The organism is Paractinoplanes atraurantiacus (genome assembly GCF_900215205.1).
Classification (GTDB): domain Bacteria; phylum Actinomycetota; class Actinomycetes; order Mycobacteriales; family Micromonosporaceae; genus Actinoplanes; species Actinoplanes atraurantiacus.
In genome coordinates, this window is the sequence record NZ_OBDY01000005.1 from 94668 (window position 1) to 114774 (window position 20107).

Annotated in this window: 16 protein-coding genes; 7 read left to right on the top strand and 9 right to left on the bottom strand. The window is 70.4% G+C overall.

What is annotated here, in order from left to right; translation table 11 throughout:
- Positions 1 to 13: 13 nt before the first annotated feature.
- Both CRP55_RS14650 and CRP55_RS14655 read left to right on the top strand, forming a co-directional pair.
- Complete coding sequence (locus CRP55_RS14650) at positions 14 to 598, top strand: sigma-70 family RNA polymerase sigma factor (RefSeq protein ID WP_179855167.1); 585 nt, start codon at positions 14 to 16, stop codon at positions 596 to 598.
- Positions 595 to 1557, top strand: coding sequence for a maleylpyruvate isomerase family mycothiol-dependent enzyme (locus tag CRP55_RS14655; protein ID WP_097320725.1), 963 nt, complete (start codon positions 595 to 597; stop codon positions 1555 to 1557). Before CRP55_RS14650 ends, CRP55_RS14655 begins: the two co-directional genes overlap by 4 nt.
- Positions 1558 to 3004: 1447 nt before the next feature.
- Here CRP55_RS14655 and CRP55_RS53895 read toward each other — a convergent pair.
- The 3 genes from CRP55_RS53895 to CRP55_RS14680 are packed head-to-tail and all read right to left on the bottom strand — an operon-like array spanning position 3005 to position 7802.
- On the bottom strand, positions 3005 to 4858 hold the full coding sequence (locus tag CRP55_RS53895) for an urease accessory protein UreH domain-containing protein (protein ID WP_218854442.1): 1854 nt from the start codon (positions 4856 to 4858) through the stop codon (positions 3005 to 3007).
- Positions 4855 to 6147, bottom strand: a complete 1293-nt coding sequence (locus CRP55_RS55610) for a tetratricopeptide repeat protein (protein ID WP_143234614.1) — start codon at positions 6145 to 6147, stop codon at positions 4855 to 4857. Before CRP55_RS55610 ends, CRP55_RS53895 begins: the two co-directional genes overlap by 4 nt.
- Before the next feature lie 17 nt (positions 6148 to 6164).
- The gene (locus CRP55_RS14680) at positions 6165 to 7802 is read right to left on the bottom strand and encodes a DUF4331 domain-containing protein (RefSeq protein WP_218854444.1); all 1638 of its coding nucleotides are present in this window, start codon (positions 7800 to 7802) and stop codon (positions 6165 to 6167) included.
- Positions 7803 to 7882: 80 nt separating this feature from the next.
- Here CRP55_RS14680 and CRP55_RS14685 point away from each other — a divergent pair, with 80 nt between their 5' ends.
- On the top strand, positions 7883 to 9520 hold the full coding sequence (locus tag CRP55_RS14685; protein ID WP_179855168.1) for a methyl-accepting chemotaxis protein: 1638 nt from the start codon (positions 7883 to 7885) through the stop codon (positions 9518 to 9520).
- Here the strand turns inward: CRP55_RS14685 and CRP55_RS14690 are convergent.
- Entirely contained in the window at positions 9458 to 10075 is a 618-nt protein-coding gene (locus CRP55_RS14690) for a TetR/AcrR family transcriptional regulator (protein ID WP_097320453.1), read from the bottom strand. The two genes, CRP55_RS14685 and CRP55_RS14690, sit on opposite strands and share 63 nt — an antisense overlap.
- Before the next feature lie 62 nt (positions 10076 to 10137).
- On the opposite strand from CRP55_RS14690, the gene CRP55_RS14695 reads away from it, so the two are divergent.
- On the top strand, positions 10138 to 11400 hold the full coding sequence (locus CRP55_RS14695) for an FAD-dependent oxidoreductase (protein ID WP_097320454.1): 1263 nt from the start codon (positions 10138 to 10140) through the stop codon (positions 11398 to 11400).
- Positions 11401 to 11622: 222 nt separating this feature from the next.
- A complete protein-coding gene (locus tag CRP55_RS14700; protein ID WP_097320455.1) occupies positions 11623 to 12024 on the top strand; it encodes a MerR family transcriptional regulator in 402 nt (133 codons plus the stop codon).
- Here CRP55_RS14700 and CRP55_RS14705 read toward each other — a convergent pair.
- The 5 genes from CRP55_RS14705 to CRP55_RS14725 form a co-directional block, all read right to left on the bottom strand.
- Positions 11990 to 13033, bottom strand: coding sequence for an NAD-dependent epimerase/dehydratase family protein (locus CRP55_RS14705; protein ID WP_097320456.1), 1044 nt, complete (start codon positions 13031 to 13033; stop codon positions 11990 to 11992). The two genes, CRP55_RS14700 and CRP55_RS14705, sit on opposite strands and share 35 nt — an antisense overlap.
- 22 nt (positions 13034 to 13055) lie before the next feature.
- Positions 13056 to 15104 carry a M1 family metallopeptidase gene (locus tag CRP55_RS54560; RefSeq protein ID WP_245922997.1) on the bottom strand — a complete coding sequence of 683 codons (2049 nt, stop codon included), beginning with the start codon at positions 15102 to 15104 and terminating at the stop codon, positions 13056 to 13058.
- Positions 15105 to 15172: 68 nt separating this feature from the next.
- On the bottom strand, positions 15173 to 15808 hold the full coding sequence (locus CRP55_RS51465; RefSeq protein ID WP_101536189.1) for an ABC transporter permease subunit: 636 nt from the start codon (positions 15806 to 15808) through the stop codon (positions 15173 to 15175).
- A 134-nt stretch (positions 15809 to 15942) separates the two neighbouring features.
- On the bottom strand, positions 15943 to 17571 hold the full coding sequence (locus CRP55_RS51470) for a DUF1349 domain-containing protein (protein WP_101536190.1): 1629 nt from the start codon (positions 17569 to 17571) through the stop codon (positions 15943 to 15945).
- The gene (locus CRP55_RS14725; protein ID WP_097320458.1) at positions 17568 to 18284 is read right to left on the bottom strand and encodes an ABC transporter ATP-binding protein; all 717 of its coding nucleotides are present in this window, start codon (positions 18282 to 18284) and stop codon (positions 17568 to 17570) included. The genes CRP55_RS51470 and CRP55_RS14725 overlap by 4 nt, the downstream gene beginning before the upstream one ends.
- An 86-nt stretch (positions 18285 to 18370) precedes the next feature.
- Between CRP55_RS14725 and CRP55_RS14730 the strand changes: the two genes are divergently transcribed.
- Together CRP55_RS14730 and CRP55_RS14735 are read left to right on the top strand one after the other, a co-directional pair.
- Entirely contained in the window at positions 18371 to 19423 is a 1053-nt protein-coding gene (locus CRP55_RS14730) for a sensor histidine kinase (protein WP_097320459.1), read from the top strand.
- A complete protein-coding gene (locus tag CRP55_RS14735; protein WP_097320460.1) occupies positions 19420 to 20076 on the top strand; it encodes a response regulator transcription factor in 657 nt (218 codons plus the stop codon). The genes CRP55_RS14730 and CRP55_RS14735 overlap by 4 nt, the downstream gene beginning before the upstream one ends.
- The last annotated feature ends 31 nt before the right edge of the window (positions 20077 to 20107 follow it).

Below are 20107 nucleotides of genomic sequence, written 5' to 3' on the forward strand. Positions count from 1 at the left end.
GGAGGTGAGCGCCTTGTTCCAGCAACGTGCCACCGATGACGCAAACTCGCGCGACCGGCTCGTCCACGGGGACGAGACCGCCCTCATCGACCTGCACGAACGGTTCAGCTCGCTGGTCTACACGATCGCCGTGCGCGTCACCCGCGACAGCACGGCCGCGGAGGACATCACCCAGGAGGTGTTCCTGGCCGTCTGGCAGCGCCCGCACGACTTCCAGCCGGACAGAGGGAGCCTGCGGGGGTGGCTGGCCATGATGGCCCACCGGCGGGCCGTCGATCTCGTACGCCGGGAGGAGGCCCACCGCCGTACGAACCTCGCCGTGCGTCTCTACGACGCCACGTTCAGCCGGGGAGACCCGGTGGGCGAGCAGGTGTCGGACGAGGACGCGGCAGCGCGGCTGGCCGAGGCGCTGAAAGCCCTGCCGGAGCGATTATGCCGGGCGATCACCCTGGCGTACTTGGAAGGCCACACGTACCGCGAGGTGGCGGTGGTTTTGGGCGTACCCGAGGGGACCGCCAAATCGCAGCTCCGCGAGGGCCTGCGCCGGTTGGCGGAGGCGCTGCGCGAGACGCACACTGGCGAGGTGGAGGGAAGATGACCCACGACGCCGTCGCCGAGCTCATCGGGGCATGGGCGCTGGACGCGTGCCCACCCGACGAGACCGAGCTGGTCGAGGAGCATCTCGCCTCCTGCGACACCTGCGCCGTCGAGGCGGCCGCCCTGCGCGAGGCGGCGGCCGATCTGGGTGGTGCCTATCTGCGGCCGCCGGCGCATTCGCTGTCCCGCCTGCTGGCTGCGGCCCCGGCCAAGTCCCCTTATGGCACCCAGGTCGCGGCGCTGGATCTGCTGCTGTCCGACCTCACCCCGGTGCAGTGGCAGCGCCCGGCGCTCGGGGAGCTGACGGTGCGGGAGCTGGTGGCCCACTTGGCCGCGACGGACAGCCTGGTGGCGCACGCGCTGGGGTTGCCGACAGCCCCGCCGATGCCTGCCCCACCGCCGAGCCCGGCGGCGCGCACGGAGGCGGTGCTCCGCTTCGAGGAGAACCGGTCGCCATCGCAGACCCACCGAGCGTGGCGTTCACAGGCAGACGAGATCGCAAAGGCTTCCACGTCGGCCGGCGCGGTGATGGTGAAGTTGAGCCGCACGTTCCCGTTGGAGGACGCACTGACGGCCCGAGCGTACGAGACGTGGATCCACCGCGAGGACATAGCGTCCGCGACGGGCCGCCCACCGATGCCACCATTGCCCACCCACATCCACCCGATGGCCGACCTGGCGGCCCGCGTGCTGCCGAGGGTGGTGTCCCGAGCGGTGGCGTCCAGCGAGGCGGTGCGCCTGCACTTGACCGGCCCAGGCGGCGGCACGTGGACGGTGCCCCTGGACCCGGCCTCAGCCATGACAAGCCCCGCCACAGCCATAACCGTGAACGTGGTCGACTTCTGCCGCCTGGCCGCCAACCGCCAGGCCCCTTCCCAGCTGGCCATCACCATAGAGGGCGACATTCCTTTGGCTCACGCTTTCCTGGCCGCAGTGCCCTCCATGGCCCCAGTCCCCTGACCCCGCCCACAGCCTTAGACCCGGCAGCTCCCACGGCCCCTGAGCCTCGTCCGACCCAGCGCGATCCCGACCCTTCCGCGCCCCTGACCCTCGCCCTGCCTGGCGCGGCCCCTGATTCTCCGCGCCGACGGGCCTTGATCGCACGGTCTTTCGAGCTGCCTTGACCCCAGGCCGGTCTTGATCCTTTGTGACCGGCTTCTGCGGATCCCTCGGGCTCTCCCCTCACCATGCCAGGTTGATCTTGTTATCACCTTCGATTGCGGCTCATTGACAAAGAATCAGGAATTCAGTTTGCCTGATCAAAAACTGGCGCGGAACATGCGAGCCACGGGATAATTACTCATGGCACAGATGCAGTTTTTCAACCAAACAGAACTAGCCACCATGCGTGACCCCACAAAGGCCCGAATTACTCCCCTGCGGGCGCACATTTCCGCCGCGAGCACAAGCGCCACCGCGATTGGGGCTTACAACAACGCCACGCTCGAAAACTGCGGCACTTGAACGGCGATGAGCCACCCCAAGCGCCCCGAGCCGACTCCGAACGCCGTTCAGCCCCGCCTCCGCCTTCGCGTGCCCCCACGGATCGCAACACGGTCCGGCCAGGCTGGCTCCGCCAGGCCGGCGACGTGCCAGCCAAGCCCGATCGCGCAATCGTGCGCCCCAAAGTGCGGCTGGCCGCGACCGCCCCACGCGGAGACGCCGAGGCTGCGACCAGCCAAGCCCCGGTCACCAAGCCAAGTCAGAGTGCCGACGCCGAAGCCGCTGGCCAGACCATCGACGCCAAAGTGGCAGGTCAGACCATCGACGTCAAAACGGCCGACCAGACCTTTGACGCCAAGGCGGCTGATCATCACGATTCCGCTGCGGCTCAGCAGGCTGCGGAGTCAACCGAGACGGGCCTAGTTGTCGGCAGGCAAGCCGCCGAGCCGCTTGCTTCAAGCGCACGGACCAAGGCGGAGCCAGACGGACGCCCACGGGCGGCCGCAGCTTTGGACGCGGCCGAGCCTGCTGCGAGCGGCGGGGTTGAAGTCGCGTTCCGGCTGACGACAGACGGTCGATCTGGTGAGTCGAGGTGGGATACGACTGAGTTTATGGGCGACTGCAGGACCGCGGATAAGCCGATATTCGGCCGACATTACTTGAGAGAAACGGCTACTTCAAACGCAAATCCGGATCGATTTCGCGCTCTTGGCAGACTCGACGGAAAGCCACCTGAAGGCTACCATGAGCGAGCTCATATTCGCGTCTCTGATCCAGCCTGCACAGTTCGGCGGCGTTGGCAATCCGCGCGTGTTCGAAGACCCCGGGGACGCGATTTCAGCGGCTCGGCGAATCGCCTGCACCGATAGTCCTGAGTCTCTCCGTTGGTTTGCTGGACTGCCGACCAGTTCGGGCGCGGGCCGCCCTGACGGCTGAAGGCTGGCCGCCGGCGTCGGGGAAGGGGCTACGACAGGGTGAAGAAAGCTCGGCCGGCCAGGCCGAGGCCTACCAGGACGATCAAGGCTGCGGTGAGGGGCTGGGCAATGGCGCGCCAGCGGGTGAAGAGGGAGGAGTGGCGTTCCAGGCGATCGCGCAGGCGTAGCAGCAGGAGGCCGGCGGCGGTCAATGTGGCGGCCATTCCTATGCCGTAGGCGAGAACCAGCAGAACGCCGAAGATCGTTCGGCCCAAGGCGGCTGCGCCCAGCAGGACGATCAGCGCGGATGGGCTGGGGACCAAGCCGCCGGCTACACCGAGGCCCGCGATGCTCCACCTGCTTGGCCGGTGGTCATGAGCGGCCGCGGCCTTAGGACTGTGGCTGTGGCCGTGTTCGAGGACATAGTGGCGGGCCACGCCGTGGACATCGCCGTGGGCGTGGACGTGCCTGTCGCCGTGGGCGTGGGCGTTGACGTCGCCGTGGGCGTGGTCGTGGGCGTGGGCGTCACCGTGGGCGTGGGGTTGGCTGTCGCCGTGGGCGTGGGCGTGGGCGTCGCCGTGGGCGGGGGCGTCGTTGTGGACGAGGGTGTGGTGGTGGGTCAGGGCGAAGTCGTGAGTTGGTGCGGTGTCATGGCTGTGGGCGTGGGGCTCGGTTGTGTGCGCGATGTCGTGGTCGTGGTTGTGGTGGGCGGTGAGCGCTCGGCCATTAACCAGCGCGACGTCGTGGGTGTGGGCTACGGCTTGGGTGGGCTCGGCGTCGCGGTCGACATTGTGGGCTGGGGCGGCGCTGTGGGAGTGGGGTGCGGCGGCGCTGTGGGAGTGGGGTACAGCGGCGCTGTGGGGTGGATCGTGGGGGTGGTTGTGCTTGGAGGGCTGGGTGTGAGGGTGGGCGTGGGTGTGGTGGTGGGCTGTGTGGCGGCGGATGGCGGGGATCAAGGTGGCCAGGCCTACCAAGGTGACCAGGATGCCGCTGGCCAAGCCCAAATAGGAGAGGACTGTTTCGCCGGCTATTCCTGAGGCTGTGGTCAGCAGTAGGCCCAGTGCCAGCACGCCCGCCGTGTGGGTGAAAGTCACTGTGGCGCCCACCAGGATGGCGTCTCGGGGGCGGCCTCTGCTACCGGCCAAGTAAGCCGCCATTACGGTCTTTCCGTGGCCCGGTAGGGCGGCGTGGGCGGCGCCCAACAGCAACGAAAGCAAGACTGCCAGGAAACCCACCAAAGGCGTTATGCGGTTGCCTATCAAGTCTTCCAAGTGGCGCTCGGCGGACGCCAGGAACGACGGTGTGCCGGTGCTCGCCGGAGCGGCCGTGGGAATGGTGGCCGAGGAGGTGCCGGGGGCGGCGGTGAACGAGGCCGTCCGTACGTCCGAAGGGGACGTCAGCAGGTCCCTCGGGTAGTCGCGGAGTTCGTTGCTGGGGCTGGTCGTGGGTAGCGGGGAACCAGTCAACGCTATGCCGCTGCCCGAGGCGGACAGCTCGCGCCAGCCGATTCGGTCGTCTCGGAAGCGGTTCGTGACCTCTATGCGGGTGGGGGTGTCCAAGGTCGTCCTAGCGGTCAAGTGGCATGTCAGGCGGCTGGTCTGCAAGCCGCCGGCGCCCTTGGTGAACGTCAGCGACGAATCGGTGATCGTCCAGGGGACCTGTGTGCCGGAAACCTCGACCACCAGCGCCTGTGCTGCCTCGTCGCAAGTGGCGGGTGGGTCCTGCAGGGTGGGCAGCTCGGCCAGGTCGGCCACGGCCACGGCGTCTATGCGGTCGGGGTGCAAGGTCAGGCCGGCGTAACGGTTCACCGAGAAGTTGCCCAGCGGGTGGGCGGCCGCGGGGGCCGACGGCAAGGCCGCGAAGGCCACTGCGGCCAGGGCCGCTGACAGGAGTGTGCGTTTCACCGCTGGGCCTCCAAGGCGGACAACGCCCGGGCCGCGTTCGGGGCGTCGGTGGGCGAGAAGTACGGGTTCAAGGAACGGGTGCGGCGTAGCTCCGTAAGAGCCGTGGCGCGGTCGCCCAACTGCAAGGCGATCAAAGCTCGGTGATACGCGTACGAAGCGTTGTGCGGGCTCGCGGTGGTGGCTTTCGTCGCGTACGGAAGGGCCTCGCGGTCGCGGCCGGCCGCGTGCAGGGACTGGGCCAGAACGTCGGCCACCTCGGCGAACGGGCGGCGGCGCCACTCGGACCGGGCGGCGGCCACCGCCTCGCGGGCGTCGCCGGTGGCCAAGGCCAGCTGGGCGGCGGTCAGGTCGTCGCGGCCGCCGTTGGCCACGAAGACGCGGTGGGCGGCCTGGGCCAAGGTCAACTGGCGGGTGGCGTCGGGCTCGCGGCCGTCCAGGCGCAGCACCGAGGCGTACTCCATAAGGGTTTCCGGGGTGGGGGTTCGGGCGGCGATCGCGCGCAGATCGGCGACGGCGGCGCCCAGGTCGCCGGTGGCGGCGGCGACTCGGGCCCGGCCGCGCAGCAGGGGCTGATAGTCGGGGGCGGCGGCCAGACCGGCCGCATACTCGGCGCCGGCGGACTTCAGGTCGCCTTGGGCCAGCGCCAGGTCGCCCAGCTGGGTGCGGCAGAAAGCGACGTCGGCCGGATCGACGGCGGCGTCCAGGGCGCGCCGCATCAGGCCGGCGGCCTCGGGAAGCCGGCCGCGCTGCTCCAGGTCGTACGAGGCTCGGGCGTACGCGGCCAGGCCGGGGCGCAGGTCGAGCATGTGCTGGATGGCCGCGGTGGCCTCGGCGGGGCGGCCCAGTTGCGTCTCGGCGTCGGCCAGGACCCCGTACGCGTCGGCCGAAAAGGTGTTGATCTTCAGGGCTTCGCGGGCGAAGGAGCGGGCGGCGGTGAAGTCGTGGCGGGCGTTGGCGAGAGCGCCGAGGCCGGTCAGCGCGTCCGGGTTGTCCTTCGGGCGTACCGAAAGGGAGCGGCGCAACGCGGCCTCGGCCATCGGGTAACGGCTGGGGTCGGCGCTGACCCGGGCCTGTTCGACATAGGCAAGACCTAATTCGGCCCACGTACGGTGATCCCGCGGCACCTTGCGAAGTCGTTGCTGGGCCTGGGAAACGGTCTGCGCCAAGCGGTCGGCGCGAACCACGGCGGCGGCCGGCGCGGGAGGTGCGGGTGTCCCCCGCAGTCCGAAGATCGCGCCCACGGCGAGCAGGGCGATCGCGGCGAGAGCAACGGTGACGGCTCTTCTCATGGGGAACACCCGCGTCCTCAGAACAGGATCGTGTCGTCGTCGGACGATGGGCGGGCCAGCCGCCGGCGTCGCATCAGCCACCAGACCGTGAGCATCGTGACCAGGGCGACGGCACCGAGGACTCCACCCAGAACGGCGGACGAGTTGCTCAGCCCGGCGGAAGCAGCAGCCGGCGTGAGATCGGGTGCCGGCTCCTCGCTGGGCTCATCCGAGGGACTGGGGTCGACGGCGGCGGCGGGGGCCGCCTTACGGTCCGCGTTGACAGCTCCCTGGTTCGGCAACGCTACGTACGGGAAAACGTCTCCGAAAGCGTTGTCGTTCGCGTCCACCTTGTCACCGTCGGCGAGCGCGTCGACCAGCTTGCCGCTCTGCGCCGCGCCCTCGACCGCCTGCAACGAGATGTCCAGGACGTCGTCGGTCAGCCGGCGTCCGTTCGGGAAGCCCTGCAGATCCTTCGCCAGCACACCGAGCCTCTCGGGCTGCGCGCTGACCGGGACGCCCAGGTTGAGCCGCAGCATCTCCGACGGGCGGAACCGCTTGGCGTCGACGTCCTTGTTGTTGAGCTGCGAGTTCAGGTCCGCCTTGATCGGTCCGCCGGCCTTCGTCGTGATGCCGGTCAGATAGATCTCCACCAGGTCGTTGCGCGGAGTGGGCGGCGCCTTGACCTTGTAGATGCCCTCGATCAGCTTCGGCAGCTCCGGATCGGTGACCCGCTTGACCACCTGCGGGATACCGGCGTCCTTGTCCGGCGAGATCGAGTTGAAGGCGTCCTTCAGGCCGGCCGGCACCACGACCTCGTTCACCAGAGGGTTACCGAGCCGGGACACCTGCACCCGGTCGTCGCCGATGGTGGCGTCACCCGACGACATGCGGTAGCGGTTGCGCTCGGTGGTCGTCCAGACGCCGATCACCGGGTTGCGCTGGGCGTCGCCCTTGAGCGCGACGTCCTTGAACGGCACCTGAATGGCCAGACTGTTGACGTTGTAGCCGGCCAGCGTGTCGTTCCCACGCTCGCTGAGGTCACCCCCGTACAGCGAATCGAAGACCTCGAGGTCGAGGAAGAACGGATCGTCGGCCTGGCCGGCGAACAACTTCCAACCCCCCTTCAGTTGTACGGTCGCCTGGTCGCGCAGCTTCTTGTAGTCCGGCATGGAGGCCGCGCCGATCCGGGAGGGCGCCACGGGCGCGTCGCTGATCCGGGTCTTGAACGGCTCGCCGTCGAAGGACGACTCGAGGGTGTACGTCTGCTTGAAGAGCAGGTTCTTGTCGTCGAGCGAGGTCACCGGACCGTTGTTGTAGAGGAACGTCTTGTTCCCCCGCTTGTCGACGTTCTTGAAGGTCCACCGGAAGACGGCGTCCGGCTTGGCGTCGCCGTCGCTGTCGACGTTGATGCGATAGGCGGCGTCGGTGGCGAACGGGTAGAAGTTGGGCCCGCCGTCGGGCTCCTCGAACGGGATCCAGTTGGCGATCATCGTGACGTATCCCGGGCGGTCCGGGCTGACGAAGGCGTACAGGTCGGTGTTGTCCGCCGCCGGGTCGCTGGCGATGAGCGGCGCCTCCCGGTGGCTGGACGCCGTGGAGGCACCGGGCCCGAGGGCCGTGAGCGACACGACGAGTACCGCGGCGCCGGTCGCCGCCAGAGATCGTTTGATCATTGTTCCCCCTCCAGTGTCAGGAGAGGTTCGGCGTCCGCCGGCCATCGGATGGGTTCTGTCGGCAAAGTGGCACGATCGCCGTGTCTGATCATTTCTGTTCTTCTCAGTACGGCGTGACCGGGGCCGACCGGAAGGGTGTGTTCCAGAACCTACGGGTGGCTCAGAAGCTGATCGTCGCCTTCGGCGTGGTGTGCGCCCTGACCGTCATCGTGGGTGTCGTCGGCATCCTGCGGTTGCGCGAGACGAACGAGCACACCGAAGCGATGTACCGGAACAACCTGCTGGCCATCGCGTACGCCGGTGAGACCAAGGCCGATCTGGTCCTGATCCGCTTCAGCCTGACCAATCTGCTGATCTCGACCACGGCTGCGGCCAAGGCGAAGGTGCAGACCCAGATGAAGCAGTACGACGACGCCCTGGACAAGGAGTGGGCCGCGTATCAGGCCACCGGCGTCGAGGGCCGCGAGTCGCAGGTCAAGGCCTTCACCGACAACCTGGCCACCTATCGCGACGTCCGCGACACGCAGCTGCTGCCGCTGGCCCTGGCCGGCGAGTCCGCCCAGTTCGTGAAGGTGCGCACGGCCAACGCCGACGCCGCGATCACGACGATGATGGACGCGCTCGATGAGATCGGGGACATCGAGGCGAACGCGGCCGCCGCGTCGATGGCCGATTCCCAGAAGTCCAGCGACCGGGCCGAGCTGCTGATGATCGGTCTGATCATCGCGGCCGTGCTGCTCTCCGGGCTGATCGTCTTCGTGGTCAGCCGGGCCATCGCGGGACCGGCCCGGCGTACGGTCGCCGTGCTGGCCGAGCTGGCCAAGGGTGTCCTGGATCAGCGGATGGAGGTGCGCGGCCGGGACGAGATGGGCCAGATGGGCGAGTCGCTGAACACCGCCATGGAACGGCTGTCGACCGCCATGCGGGAGATCGGTGTCAACGTGGAGACGCTGGCCTCGTCGTCGGAGGAGCTGTCGGCGGTGGCCACGTCGGTAAACGACTCGGCCCGGCTGTCGGCGGCGCAGGCGCAGGGCGCCTCGTCGGCGTCCGAGCAGATCAGCGTCAACATCTCGACCATCGCGGCCGGCTCGGAGGAGATCGGCGCCTCGATCGCCGAGATCGCCCGGTCGACCTCCAGCGCCGCGGCGGTGGCGGCGGGCGCGGTCACCACGACGGCCGGCGCCCGCGAGATCCTCGACAAGCTCGGCGCCTCGTCGGCCGAGATCGACGACGTGGTCAAGCTGATCACCAGCATCGCCGAGCAGACGAACCTGCTCGCGCTGAACGCGACGATCGAGGCGGCCCGGGCGGGCGAGATGGGCAAGGGCTTCGCGGTGGTCGCGTCCGAGGTCAAGGACCTGGCTCAGGAGACGGCACGGGCCACCGAGGACATCTCGACCCGGGTCTCGGCCATCCAGGCCGACTCCCAGTCGGCGGTGGTCGCGATCAACGCGATCAGCGAGGTCATCCAGCAGATCAACGACACCCAGACGGCGATCGCGGCCGCGGTCGAGGAGCAGACCGCGACCACGGCCGAGATGAGCCGCAACGTGGCCGAGGTCGCGGCGGGCTCGGCCGAGATCAGCGCCAACGTCAGCGGCGTGGCCCAGGCGGCGTCCGAGACGACCAGCGCCGCCGCCAACGCCGAGCAGACCTCAGTCGACCTGGCCCGCGTCGCCGGCGACCTGCAGACCAACCTCGGCCGTTTCCGTTACTGATCCGGTCAGGTAATGCCGCACGGCCGGCGCGGTCCAGGCGACCACGTCGGCCCGCTCCATGGCGACGATGGGCGGCAGCCGCAGCACGTAGCGGCACAGGGCGAGCCCGAGGATCTGCGACGCCACGAGCCCCGCCCGCACCTGCGGCCGATCGGGTGAGAGCCGCTCGGCGACCGGCACGAGCTGGGCCGCGAAGATCTCGCGCATGCGCTCGGCCGCGGCCGGGTTGGTCACGCCGGCGCGGAGCAGGGCCATCAGCGTCTCGTCGCCCTCCCAGCGCTCGAGGAAGTGCCCGACGAGCAATTCAGAGGCTTGATCGGGGTGTACGCCGGTGAGCGCGGGCAGGCGCAGGTCGAACTCGGCCGCGGCCGCGAATAGGCGCTCCTTGTTGCCGTAGTACCGCATGACCATCGAGGGGTCGATGTTGGCGTCGGCCGCGATGGCCCGAATGGTGGCCCGCTCGTACCCGTCGGCGGCGAACCGCTCCCGGGCCGCCCGCAGGATGGCCGCCCGGGTGCCGTCGGAGCGGCGCGGTGGTTGCCGGTTCTCGCTCATGCCAACAAGCGTAGGCCAACACCTGTTGACTCCGCCATCCGCCCGGGCTTATCTTTGCCAACATGCGTTGGCAAACAGATGTTGGCATTCTAGTCGTCGGCGCCGGCCCCGTCGGGCTGGCCACCGCGACCGCACTCGCCCAGAGGGGCATCGACGTGACCGTCGTCGACCGGGCGGCCGGTGCCGCCCACACCAGCCGGGCCGCCGTCGTGCACGCCCGCACCTTGGAGGCCCTGGACCGCATCGGCGCGGCCGCCCCACTGGTCGCGGCCGGCATTCCGGCGCCGCGATTCACCATCCGCGACCGAGACCGGGTGCTGGTGCCGGTGGCCTTCGACGGCCTGCCGACCCCATATCCGTACGCTTTGATGGTCCCGCAGTCGACCACCGAGGCCGTGCTCAACGACCGCCTGACCGCCGCCGGCGGCACAGTCCTGCGAGGCCAGGAGGTGGTGGGCCTGGACGGCGCCACGGCCACCTTCGCCACCGGCGACCAGATCAGGGCCCACCGGGTGGTGGCCGCCGACGGCATGAACAGCACCATCCGCCGCTTGGCCGGCATCGGCTTCGGCCCCGCCGCCACGTCCGGCTCCACCTCGAGCCGCACCGCCACGGACGCCTCCGCCTCGGGCCGCACGGCCACGGACGCCTCGGGCCGCGCCGCAACGGACGCCTCGGGCCGCGCCGCAACGGACGCCTCGGGCCGCGCCGCAACGGACGGTGAGTCCTTCACGCTGGCCGACATCAAGGTCGACGGTGGGCCGGCCCGCGACGAGGTGGTCCTCTACTTCTCCCGCGCCGGCATGCTGGTCTGGGCGCCGCTGCCCGACGGGACGGTCCGCATCGTGGCCGCCGTCGACGACGCCCCGGAACAGCCGGACATTGCGTACGTCCAAAAGCTCCTCTCCAGCCGTGGCCCCGCCCGCGAGCCGGCCCAGGTCGCCGAGGTGGTGTGGGGCTCCCGCTTCCGCGTTCACCACCGCGTGGCCGACACATTCCGCGCCGGCCCGGTCCTGCTCGCCGGCGACGCCGGCCACGTGCACAGCCCGGCCGGCGGTCAGGGCATGAACCTCGGCCTCCGCGATGCCCTGGCCTTGGCCGACGCCCTGGCCGACGGCTCGGACGCCGCCCTCGACGCTTACGCCGCCGCCCGCCGCCCCGCCGCCCTGGAGGTGGTCCGCTTCGCGTCCCGCCTGACCCGTCTGGCCACCGTTCCGGCCCCGGCTCGTCCCTTGCGCAACGCCGCCCTGTCGGCCCTGTCCTTGGTGCCGGCCTTCCGCTCGAACCTCGCCCTGCGCCTCGCCGGCCTGACCGACCGACCCTGACCAAGCCCGCCCTCCACCGGCCCCGTCGACCACGGCCGACCCGGGCCACCCCTCCGAGCCGCCCGCCGACAACGGCTGTCCGAGCCCCACCGACCATGGCTGCCCGGCCCGCCCCGCGCGGCGACAGGCCCAGCCGCTCCAAGCGTGACTGACCTGGGCCTGCGACTCGGCGAACCTGCTGGGCGCGGCTAACTTGGACGGGTGCCGTTGACCATTCAGGAGATGGCTCGGCGATCGGGCTTCAGTGAGCCGACGCTGCGCTATTACGAGAAGATCGGCCTGCTGGGGGTCGTCGAGCGGGACGCGTCCAGCGGGCACCGCCGGTACGACGAGACCGTGGTGGCCCGGGTCGAGGCGCTGGCCTGCCTGCGGTCGTCGGGGGTGACCGTCGACGGGATGCGGCGTTACGTCGAGCTGGTGGACAAGGGTGACGGCGCGGCCGGCGAGCTGCGGGAGTTGTTCGACGAGCACGCCGCCCACCTCGCCGCCGAGATCGAGCGGCTGCGGGTCCGGCAGGAATACCTCGTGCTCAAAGCTCGGATGTGGGACGCCCGCGACCAGGGTGATCGCCGGGCCGAGGCCGAGACCGTCAAGCGGGTGGAGGAGATCCTCCGGCGCTTCTGACGACGCCCAGGCTCAGCAGGCTGTCCGCGGTGTCCGTGATCGTGGTGGCCACGTCGCGGGGACGCCAGCCGAGCATGCGCCGGGCCTTGTCATTGCTGATGAGCGGGATCTGGCCACGCAGCCCGGCCGCCTCGCGCAGGGCGGGGTCGGTGCGGGCCGCCTCGCGTACCTGCTCGTCGGTCAGCTCGGCCGACGGCACCCGGTCCGCGAAGGCCGGCAGGTGACGGGCCAGCGTCCGGCCCATCTCGAAGAAGCTGATGGCCGGGCCGCCGACCCCGATGAACCGCTCGCCGGCGGCGCCCGGATGCCGCATCGCCCGCAGGTGCAGGTCGACGACGTCGCGCACGTCCACCACCCCGAAGTACATCCTCGGCACCACCGGCATGGCGCCCTCGAGGAACGCCTTCACCAGGCCCGTCGACGCCGACATCTTGGCGCCGAGCAGGGGCCCGAAGATGCCGGTCGGGTTGACCACGGTCAGCTCGAGGTCGTCCTGGGCGCGGGCGTAGTCCCACGCCGCGCGTTCGGCCAGGGTCTTGGAGCGGATGTACGCGGGGATGTCGCCGTCCGGGTCGGTCCAGTCGGACTCGTCGTAGTGGCCGCCGGGTTTCACCGTGTAGCCCACCGCCGCGTACGACGATGTCATCACCACCCGCTCGACTCCGGCCGCCCGGGCCGCCGCGAGCACGCGGATCGCTCCGTCGCGGGCGGGCACGATCAGCTCGTCGTCCGAGGCCGGCGGGGTGAACGGGAACGGCGAGGCGTGATGCCACACATACCGGGCGCCCGCCGTGGCCTTGTCCCAGTTGTCGTCGGAGGTCAGCTCGGCCGCGACGAACCGGGCCCGGTCGCCCGCCTCGACGCCGGCCCGGCGGACCCGCTCGCGGACCTCGTGCTCCTGGTCCGGGCGGCGCACGGCCACCCGCACCTCGTATCCCTCGGTGATCAGCCGGGCGACGGAGTGACCACCAAGGTGACCCGTCGCTCCGGTGACAAGAACAATGCTCATGCCGTCCGAGTCTGCGTACCCTCTAGCGCTTGAAGTCAAGGGTGACGGAAGAGACTGCCGTCACCGCCGCCGCGGGCTTGGACGGGGTGTAGAGCCAGGCGGTGAACAGGTCGTCCAGTTGCCGGCCGGAGAGTCGTTCGGCCAAGGCTATGAACTGGGGTGTTGTCACGTTGCCGCCGGCGTTCGTGGTGGCCCACTGTTTCAGCAGGCGGAAGAACGTGGGGTCGCCTATGCGCTGGCGCAGGGCGTGCAAAGTCATGGCGCCCCGGTCGTAGACGGCGCCGTCGAACAGGTTGTCGGGGCCGGGGTCGCCTATGCGCAGGGTCCAGAACGGGTCGCCGGCGGGGATGCCGCTGTACGTACCATCGAAGATCTCCTGGACGGTGTCGCGGCCTTCGTGTTCGCTCCACAGCCACTCGGCGTACGTGGCGAAGCCTTCGTTCAGCCAGATGTCGCGCCAGTTCGTGAGGGCCAGGCTGTCGCCGTACCACTGGTGGGCCAGCTCGTGGACGACGACGCTGTCGCCCTGCTCAGGGTCGGTGAAGAACTCACGGGCGTAGATGGGGCGGGTCTGGTTCTCCAGGGCGAAGCCGAGGCCGGCCACGTCGTCGACGATGCCTCCGGCGGCGTTGAACGGGTACGGGCCGAAGAGGCCGGACTCGAATCGGATGATCTCGGGTTCACGGGCCAGGGAGCGCGCGGCCAGTTCTCCGGTGGTGGTGGGTTCGTCGGCCACGGTGCCGACCGTCCACGGGCTCGGGTTGGGTTCGCTGCCGGGCGGCGGGCCGGTCGGGGTCCAGCCGTCGAGCTGGTTGCCGTCGGGTTCGAAGGAGGTGGTGCCCTGGCCGGTGGAGACGGCGATGTCGTCGACGAAGACGCCGGGCGGGGAATACGACGGGTCGTTCTCGTACGACAGGGAAAGCTCGACGCTCTTGCCGGCGTACTTGGACAGGTCGATGGACCACTGCTCGTAGCCGTCGCTGACGCCGGTGGCCGCGTTCCAGGAGGCGGTGCCGGTCGAGGAGCAGTTCAGATAGCGCACGAGGAACGGGTGCACGTCGGGCGCGTAGTCGCACAGGTTGCCGGTGTCGGTGCTGGTGTGGCCGTTGGCGTCGGGCAGGGTGGTCCAGTCGCCGGCGCCGGCGGTGCGGGCTTCGACGAAGAAGTAGTCCCAGTCGGATTCGGTTTCGCGGCTGACCCAGAAGGTCATCCGGCCGCCGGTCGCGGGCACGGCGATGGTGCGGGTGAGGCGTTTGTACGAGGGTTCGCCCACCCCGCTGATGGCCAGGTGGGTGCCGGTGCGCGCGGGCGGCCGGACGAACAGGTCCGGGTCGATGGCGTCGAAGAACTTCAAGCCATTCTTGGTGTACGAGGTGGTGCGGAACTCGCCGACGGTGGCGGTGGCCAGATAGGACGCCATGGGGGCGCGCTCGTCCCACAGCCAGGTGGTCCAGGGGCCTTGGGTGGTGTGGCTGATCAGCTGGCCGTTGGACACCGCTTCGAGGCCCTTGGGCACGGTCACCCGCACGGTGTAGGCGGCCTTGTCGCGGGGGTGGTCGTTGACCGGGAACCAGGTCGACGCGGCGAACGGCTGGCCGACGATGACCATGCCGTCGTCGGTGTGGAAGACGCCGCCGTCGCCGAGGCTCTCATTGGTGACGAGCCCGGGCACGCCGTCGTAGCGGGCGACCACGATGAAAGTCGTTCCGGAGCGCAGGCCGCGCGCGGGCGTGACGGTGAGTTCGTCGCCGCTGCGCGTCCATCGCGCCATACGGTCGTCGACGGTCACCGACCGTACGGAAAGACCATGGAAGTCGAAGTTGAATCTCGACAGGTCCTGAGTGGCCCGTGCCGTGATCACCGCGACACCGGACAGCCGGTCGTCGGCCGGGGTGTAGCGCAGGTCGAGCCCGTAGTGCTTGACGTCGTAGCCACCGTTGCCGGAGAGCGGGAAGTACGGATCACCGATGCCGGCCGTGCCGGGCCGGAATCCTGTGTGCGCGCCGGCGGGCGCCCCATATGCGAGCAGGGCGAGCACGGCGACGGCGACGAGCGCGAATCTGCGGGCCATTTCGTCACGCTAGGCCGCCACCGTGCACCACCCATCCGCCGAACGGCCATCGGCGAACACCGATCTTCTTACGCGTTCCGCCGTTGGAAGAGCACGGCGCCCATGCCGAGCGCGCCCACCGTCCACGCGGCCACGACGCCGAGAGCGGCCCACGGCCCCAGCGGCAGCCCGGCATCGTCGACGGTGGTGGTCAGGGCTTGCACCGCGGTGGCCGGGGTCAGGCGGTAGAGGAACCGCCCCCAGTCCGGATCGGGCAGCATCCACAACAACATCGGCGCCAGATAAAGCAGCCCCAGAACAATGCCCATCGCCGCCGCGGAACTGCGCACGGCAGCGGCCACCCCGAGCCCGAGCAGCCCGACAAGGATCAGATGCAGCACCGACTCGCCGGCCGCCCGCAGCAGGGCGTCGCTCAGCGGCAGCCCGATCACCGCGACGCCGACGCCGACGACCGCGACGGGCACCACCCCAGCGGTGAGCAGCCCGGCCTTGGCGACAAGCACGGACCAGCGTCGCGGAACAACGATCAGAGTGGCCCGAATCAGACCGGTGCCATACTCACCCGCCAGAATTTGCACCCCGGCCGCGGCCACGGCCGCCTGCCCGAGACGGACACCCAGCAGCCGCAACTGCACCGCATCGATCCCACCACGCCCGAGCATCACACCACCGGCGGTGAGCAGCAGCGCGAAACCAAGCGGCACGGCGAGACCGAGACCTCCCGTACGAAGCTTCCCAACCTCAGCAGCCCACGCTCCCCTCACACCGCGACGCTCGGAAGTCACGCCGCTCCCTCGCGAAGCGACCCACGCGGCCCTAGCGCCATTGCTCCCGGCTTTCACGCCGAGTCCTGGCGAAGGGAGCCGCGTGGTCTCACGCCGCCTTCCGACGAAGCGGCCCGCTCGGAGGGGTTGCCGCGCTCGGAGGAGGCGCCGCGCTCGGAGGTGGCGCCGCGCTCTGAGGAGGCGGCGGGCTGCGAGGAGGGGGTCATGTCTCGGTGGAGTCGCCACGTGGCTGCGGTGAGGGCGGCCAAAGCGTAGAGCGCCAGCACGCCCAAGCCTGCCCATGGGGACAGGGGGTAGTAGCCGTCCAGGACTGTCTGTGGGCGGGAAGCCTGTGGGTAGGACGGGAGGCTCTGCTGGATTGCGAACGCGGCGCCCGGGGTCAGCCGCAGCAGCCACACGCCGGCGGTGGCGGGCAGGACCGACGTTGCGGCCAGGATCGGAGGGGCGAGGACGAGCACGGTTGTGATGACGATGGCGGGCACGGCTCGGCGCAGGAGCGATGCGAGGCCGTATGCGAACAGCGCCGCCAACGACAGCAGCACGGCCGTGCCGATCGCCACGCGCAGGACGGTCGGCCACGGCGCGGCCAGCACGACCACGGCGTGGGAGCGCAGCATTCCCACGGTCACCGGCATCGTCACCGCGACCGCCACCAGGCCTGTCACCAGGGCCGCCGCGCCGATCACGGCCGCCTTGGCCGCCGACAGCCGCAGCGGACGCGGTATCGCGGCCAGCGTCGTTCGGATCATGCCGTGCCGGAACTCGGCCGAGCCGCACAGTGCCGCCACCACGAGAAGCGGGAGCAGCGCGGCGAACGCCCCCGTCAGCGTTCGCTCGATCGCCAGGCCGTTCTCGCTGTCCGGCCCGATCTCGCCCGAGCCGGCCACGGTGATCACGCCGCCGGACTCGGTGTAGCCGGGCGGGTGGGTCTGCTCCCACGTGGTGCGGTAGTCGCTGTAGCCGACCAGCGAGTCGGTCCACGCGCCGCCCGGGCTGATCCGGCTGAACTCGGCGGTCGCCTGGGTCCAGCGGGCCGACACGGCGTGGCCGCCCTCGGCGCGCTCGTCGACCGTGTAGCCGCTCGGTGAGGTGACGAACAAGCCGATGCGGGCTGTGGCGGGCAGGCCGTCAAGGCGTACGGAATCAATCTTTTGATAGTCGGCGCCGTTGTCCGAGACGTAGCCGGTGATCTCGTCGCCGTGCCGGGTGAGACGCAGCCAGGCCTCCCTCAGCGGCGGGCCGGCCTTGTCGCGGGTGAAAGCGGACTGCATGCGCACGCCGTGAGTGCCGGTGAGCATCACCGCCGCGTAGTCAGCGCCGGGCCCCGTGCCATCTTTGATCATGAGGCCGGCCTTGGCCCACGGGACCACGCCGCGCACGATCTCGTCGTGGTTCGGCGGCGGGTAGGTGATCGTCCCGTCCAGGCCGCCCACCTTCGCGGTGATCGAGCCGTCGCCGTCGAGCTCCCGGTTGACGAAGGTGAGCCTGTCCTGCACCGACCGCCCGGACGAGTCGGCCGGTGGCGCGGGGCAGTCGACCTCGCGCGTGCCGTCCATGCAGGACATCGTCGATCCGGAGGCGAACAGGACACCGAGCGCCACCATGATCAGCGGGACCGCCGCGAGACCCGCCATCCAGCCGCGGACGGTGCAAAGCTTCAGCCACTCGGCGCGCAGGATCATCGGATGCCTCCCACGCCGGCGGTGAGCTCCAGATAGGCCGCCTCGAGCGACGCGTATTCGCCGATCAGGTCGTCCACACCGGCGTCGGCGATCACCCGGCCGTGGCCGGCCACCACCACGTGGCCGGCCATGTCCTGCAGCTCGCTCATCAGGTGGCTGGAGACCAGCACCGAGCGGCCCTCGGCGGCCAGGTCGCGCAGCAGGCCGCGCATCCACACGATGCCGGCCGGGTCGAGGCCGTTGAACGGCTCGTCCAGCAGCAGCACCGGCGGGTCACCGAGCAGCGCCGCGGCCACGCCCAGCCGTTGCCGCATGCCCAGTGAATAGCCGCCGGCGGCGCGGCGGCCGGCGTCGGCCAGGCCGGTCAGGCCGAGGACCTCGTCGGCGCGGCGGGCGGGCAGCCCCTGCGAGGCGGCCAGCCAGAGCAGATGGTTGCGGCCGCTTCGCGCGGGATGCAGGGCGTGGGGGTCGAGCAGGGCTCCGCAATGGCGCATGGGGTGGGCGAGCTCGGCGTACCGGCGGCCGCCGATGATGGCAGTCCCGGCGTCCGGCCGGTCCAGGCCTATTATCGTGCGCAGCGTGGTCGACTTGCCGGCGCCGTTCGGGCCGACGAAACCGGTCACGTGCCCCGGCCGCACGGTGAAGGTCATCCCGTCCAGGGCGACCGCCGCTCCGTACCGCTTGCGCAGCCCGTTCACTTCGATGGTTGCCATGCCGAGAGTTGTACGGAGCCGGGCCTAACCGGGGCGCGACGAACGTTGTCATACCGCTGTTAGGCCGGGCCGGGCATGCTTTGCGGATGGGAGTTCGGCTGCGGTTCACATTGCTGTACGTCGCGTTGTTCGCGATCTCGGGCGCTGCGCTGCTGGCGATCACGGCGGCGATCAGCGTCGGGTCGAGCCAGCCCGCCGGCCATCCCCTGGGCCCGATGGTGGCCGAGCAGATGGAGATCGCGGCCGAGGCGCAGAACCGGCGCCTGCTGTTCGGGGCGTTGATCGCGATGACCGTCATGCTCCTGTTGGCGCTGTTGCTGGGGCGGGCGGCAGCGAGCACGGTGCTGCGGCCGCTGAGGAAGATCACCGTGGCCACACGCCGGATCACCGCCGACAACCTGCACTCACGGCTGGACGTCCGCGGGCCGAACGACGACGTGAAGGCGCTGGCCGACACCATCGACGATCTGCTCACCCGGCTCGAGGCGTCGTTCTCGGCGCAGCGACGGTTCGTGGCCGACGCCTCGCACGAGCTGCGGACGCCGCTGGCCACGATGCGGGCGGCGATCGACGTGGCCGAGGCCAAGCCGGCGGCACCGGCCGAGGTCACCCGGCTGACGGACCGGGTCCGGGCCGAGCTCGACCAGCTCGAACGGCTGCTGGAGGGCCTTCTCATATTGGCCCGCGCGCAGCACGGCGCGATCGACGGGCGTGCGCCGCTGTCGGTGCGGTCGTTGATCCCGCCCGGGATACCGGTGGCCGGTGACGACTTCGTGATCGTGGGCAACCCGGTGCTGCTGACCCGCATGGTGTCCAACGTGGTCGACAACGCCCTACGCCACGGCGAACCCGGTGGCCGGTGCCAGGTGATCCTCTCCCCCGGCCGGCTGAGGGTCGAGAACGACGGCCCGATGCTCGACCCGGACGAGGTGTGGAGGCTGGGCCGCCCGTTCCGCCGCCTCGGCACCGCGCGAACGGGCTCGGGCACCGGGCTCGGCCTGGCCATCGCCTCGGCGGTGGCGGCGGCGCACGATGGAGCCCTGCTCGCGCTGGCCCGGCCGGAGGGCGGCCTCACCGTGGAGATCCGCCTGGGCCCCTGCATGCTGGCGGAAACGGATGACGTGGAGGACAGGGGGTGAGGGTTCTGGTGGTGGAAGACGCGGCGGCGCTGGCCGAGGTGGTGGCCGAAGGCCTGCGTGATCAGGGGATGGCGGTCGACGTGGCGCTCGATGGGCTGGCCGCGGCGGCGAAACTGGATCTGAGCCCGTACGACGTCGTGGTCCTTGACCGTGATCTTCCTGGGCTCAGTGGGGACACTCTGTGCGAGATGATCACCGGGCGGGAGGGGCGGGCCATGGTGCTCATGCTGACCGCGGCCGGGTCGGCCGATGATCGGGTTCGGGGGCTGACGCTCGGCGCCGACGACTATCTGGCCAAGCCGTTCCACTTTCCCGAGCTTGTGCTGCGTGTGCAGTCGCTGGCTCGGCGCCGGCCGGTGGCGCACCCCCGGACGCTCGTGGCCGGTGATCTCGAGCTTGATCCGATCCGCCGCAGTGCGACCCGCTCCGGCGTACGGCTGAGTCTGTCCGTCAAGGAATTCGCCGTTCTCGAGGCGCTGATGCGGGCGGCGCCCGGCTATCTCAGCGCCGAGGCCCTGCTGGAGCAGGTGTGGGACGAGAACGCCGACCCGTTCACCAACACGGTCACCGTGACCGTCGGCCGGCTGCGGCGCAAGCTCGGCGAACCGCCCGCGATCGCCACCCTCCCCGGCGTCGGCTACCGGGTCACCTGATGCGGCGAACACCCGGCCCCGGTCGGCGGCG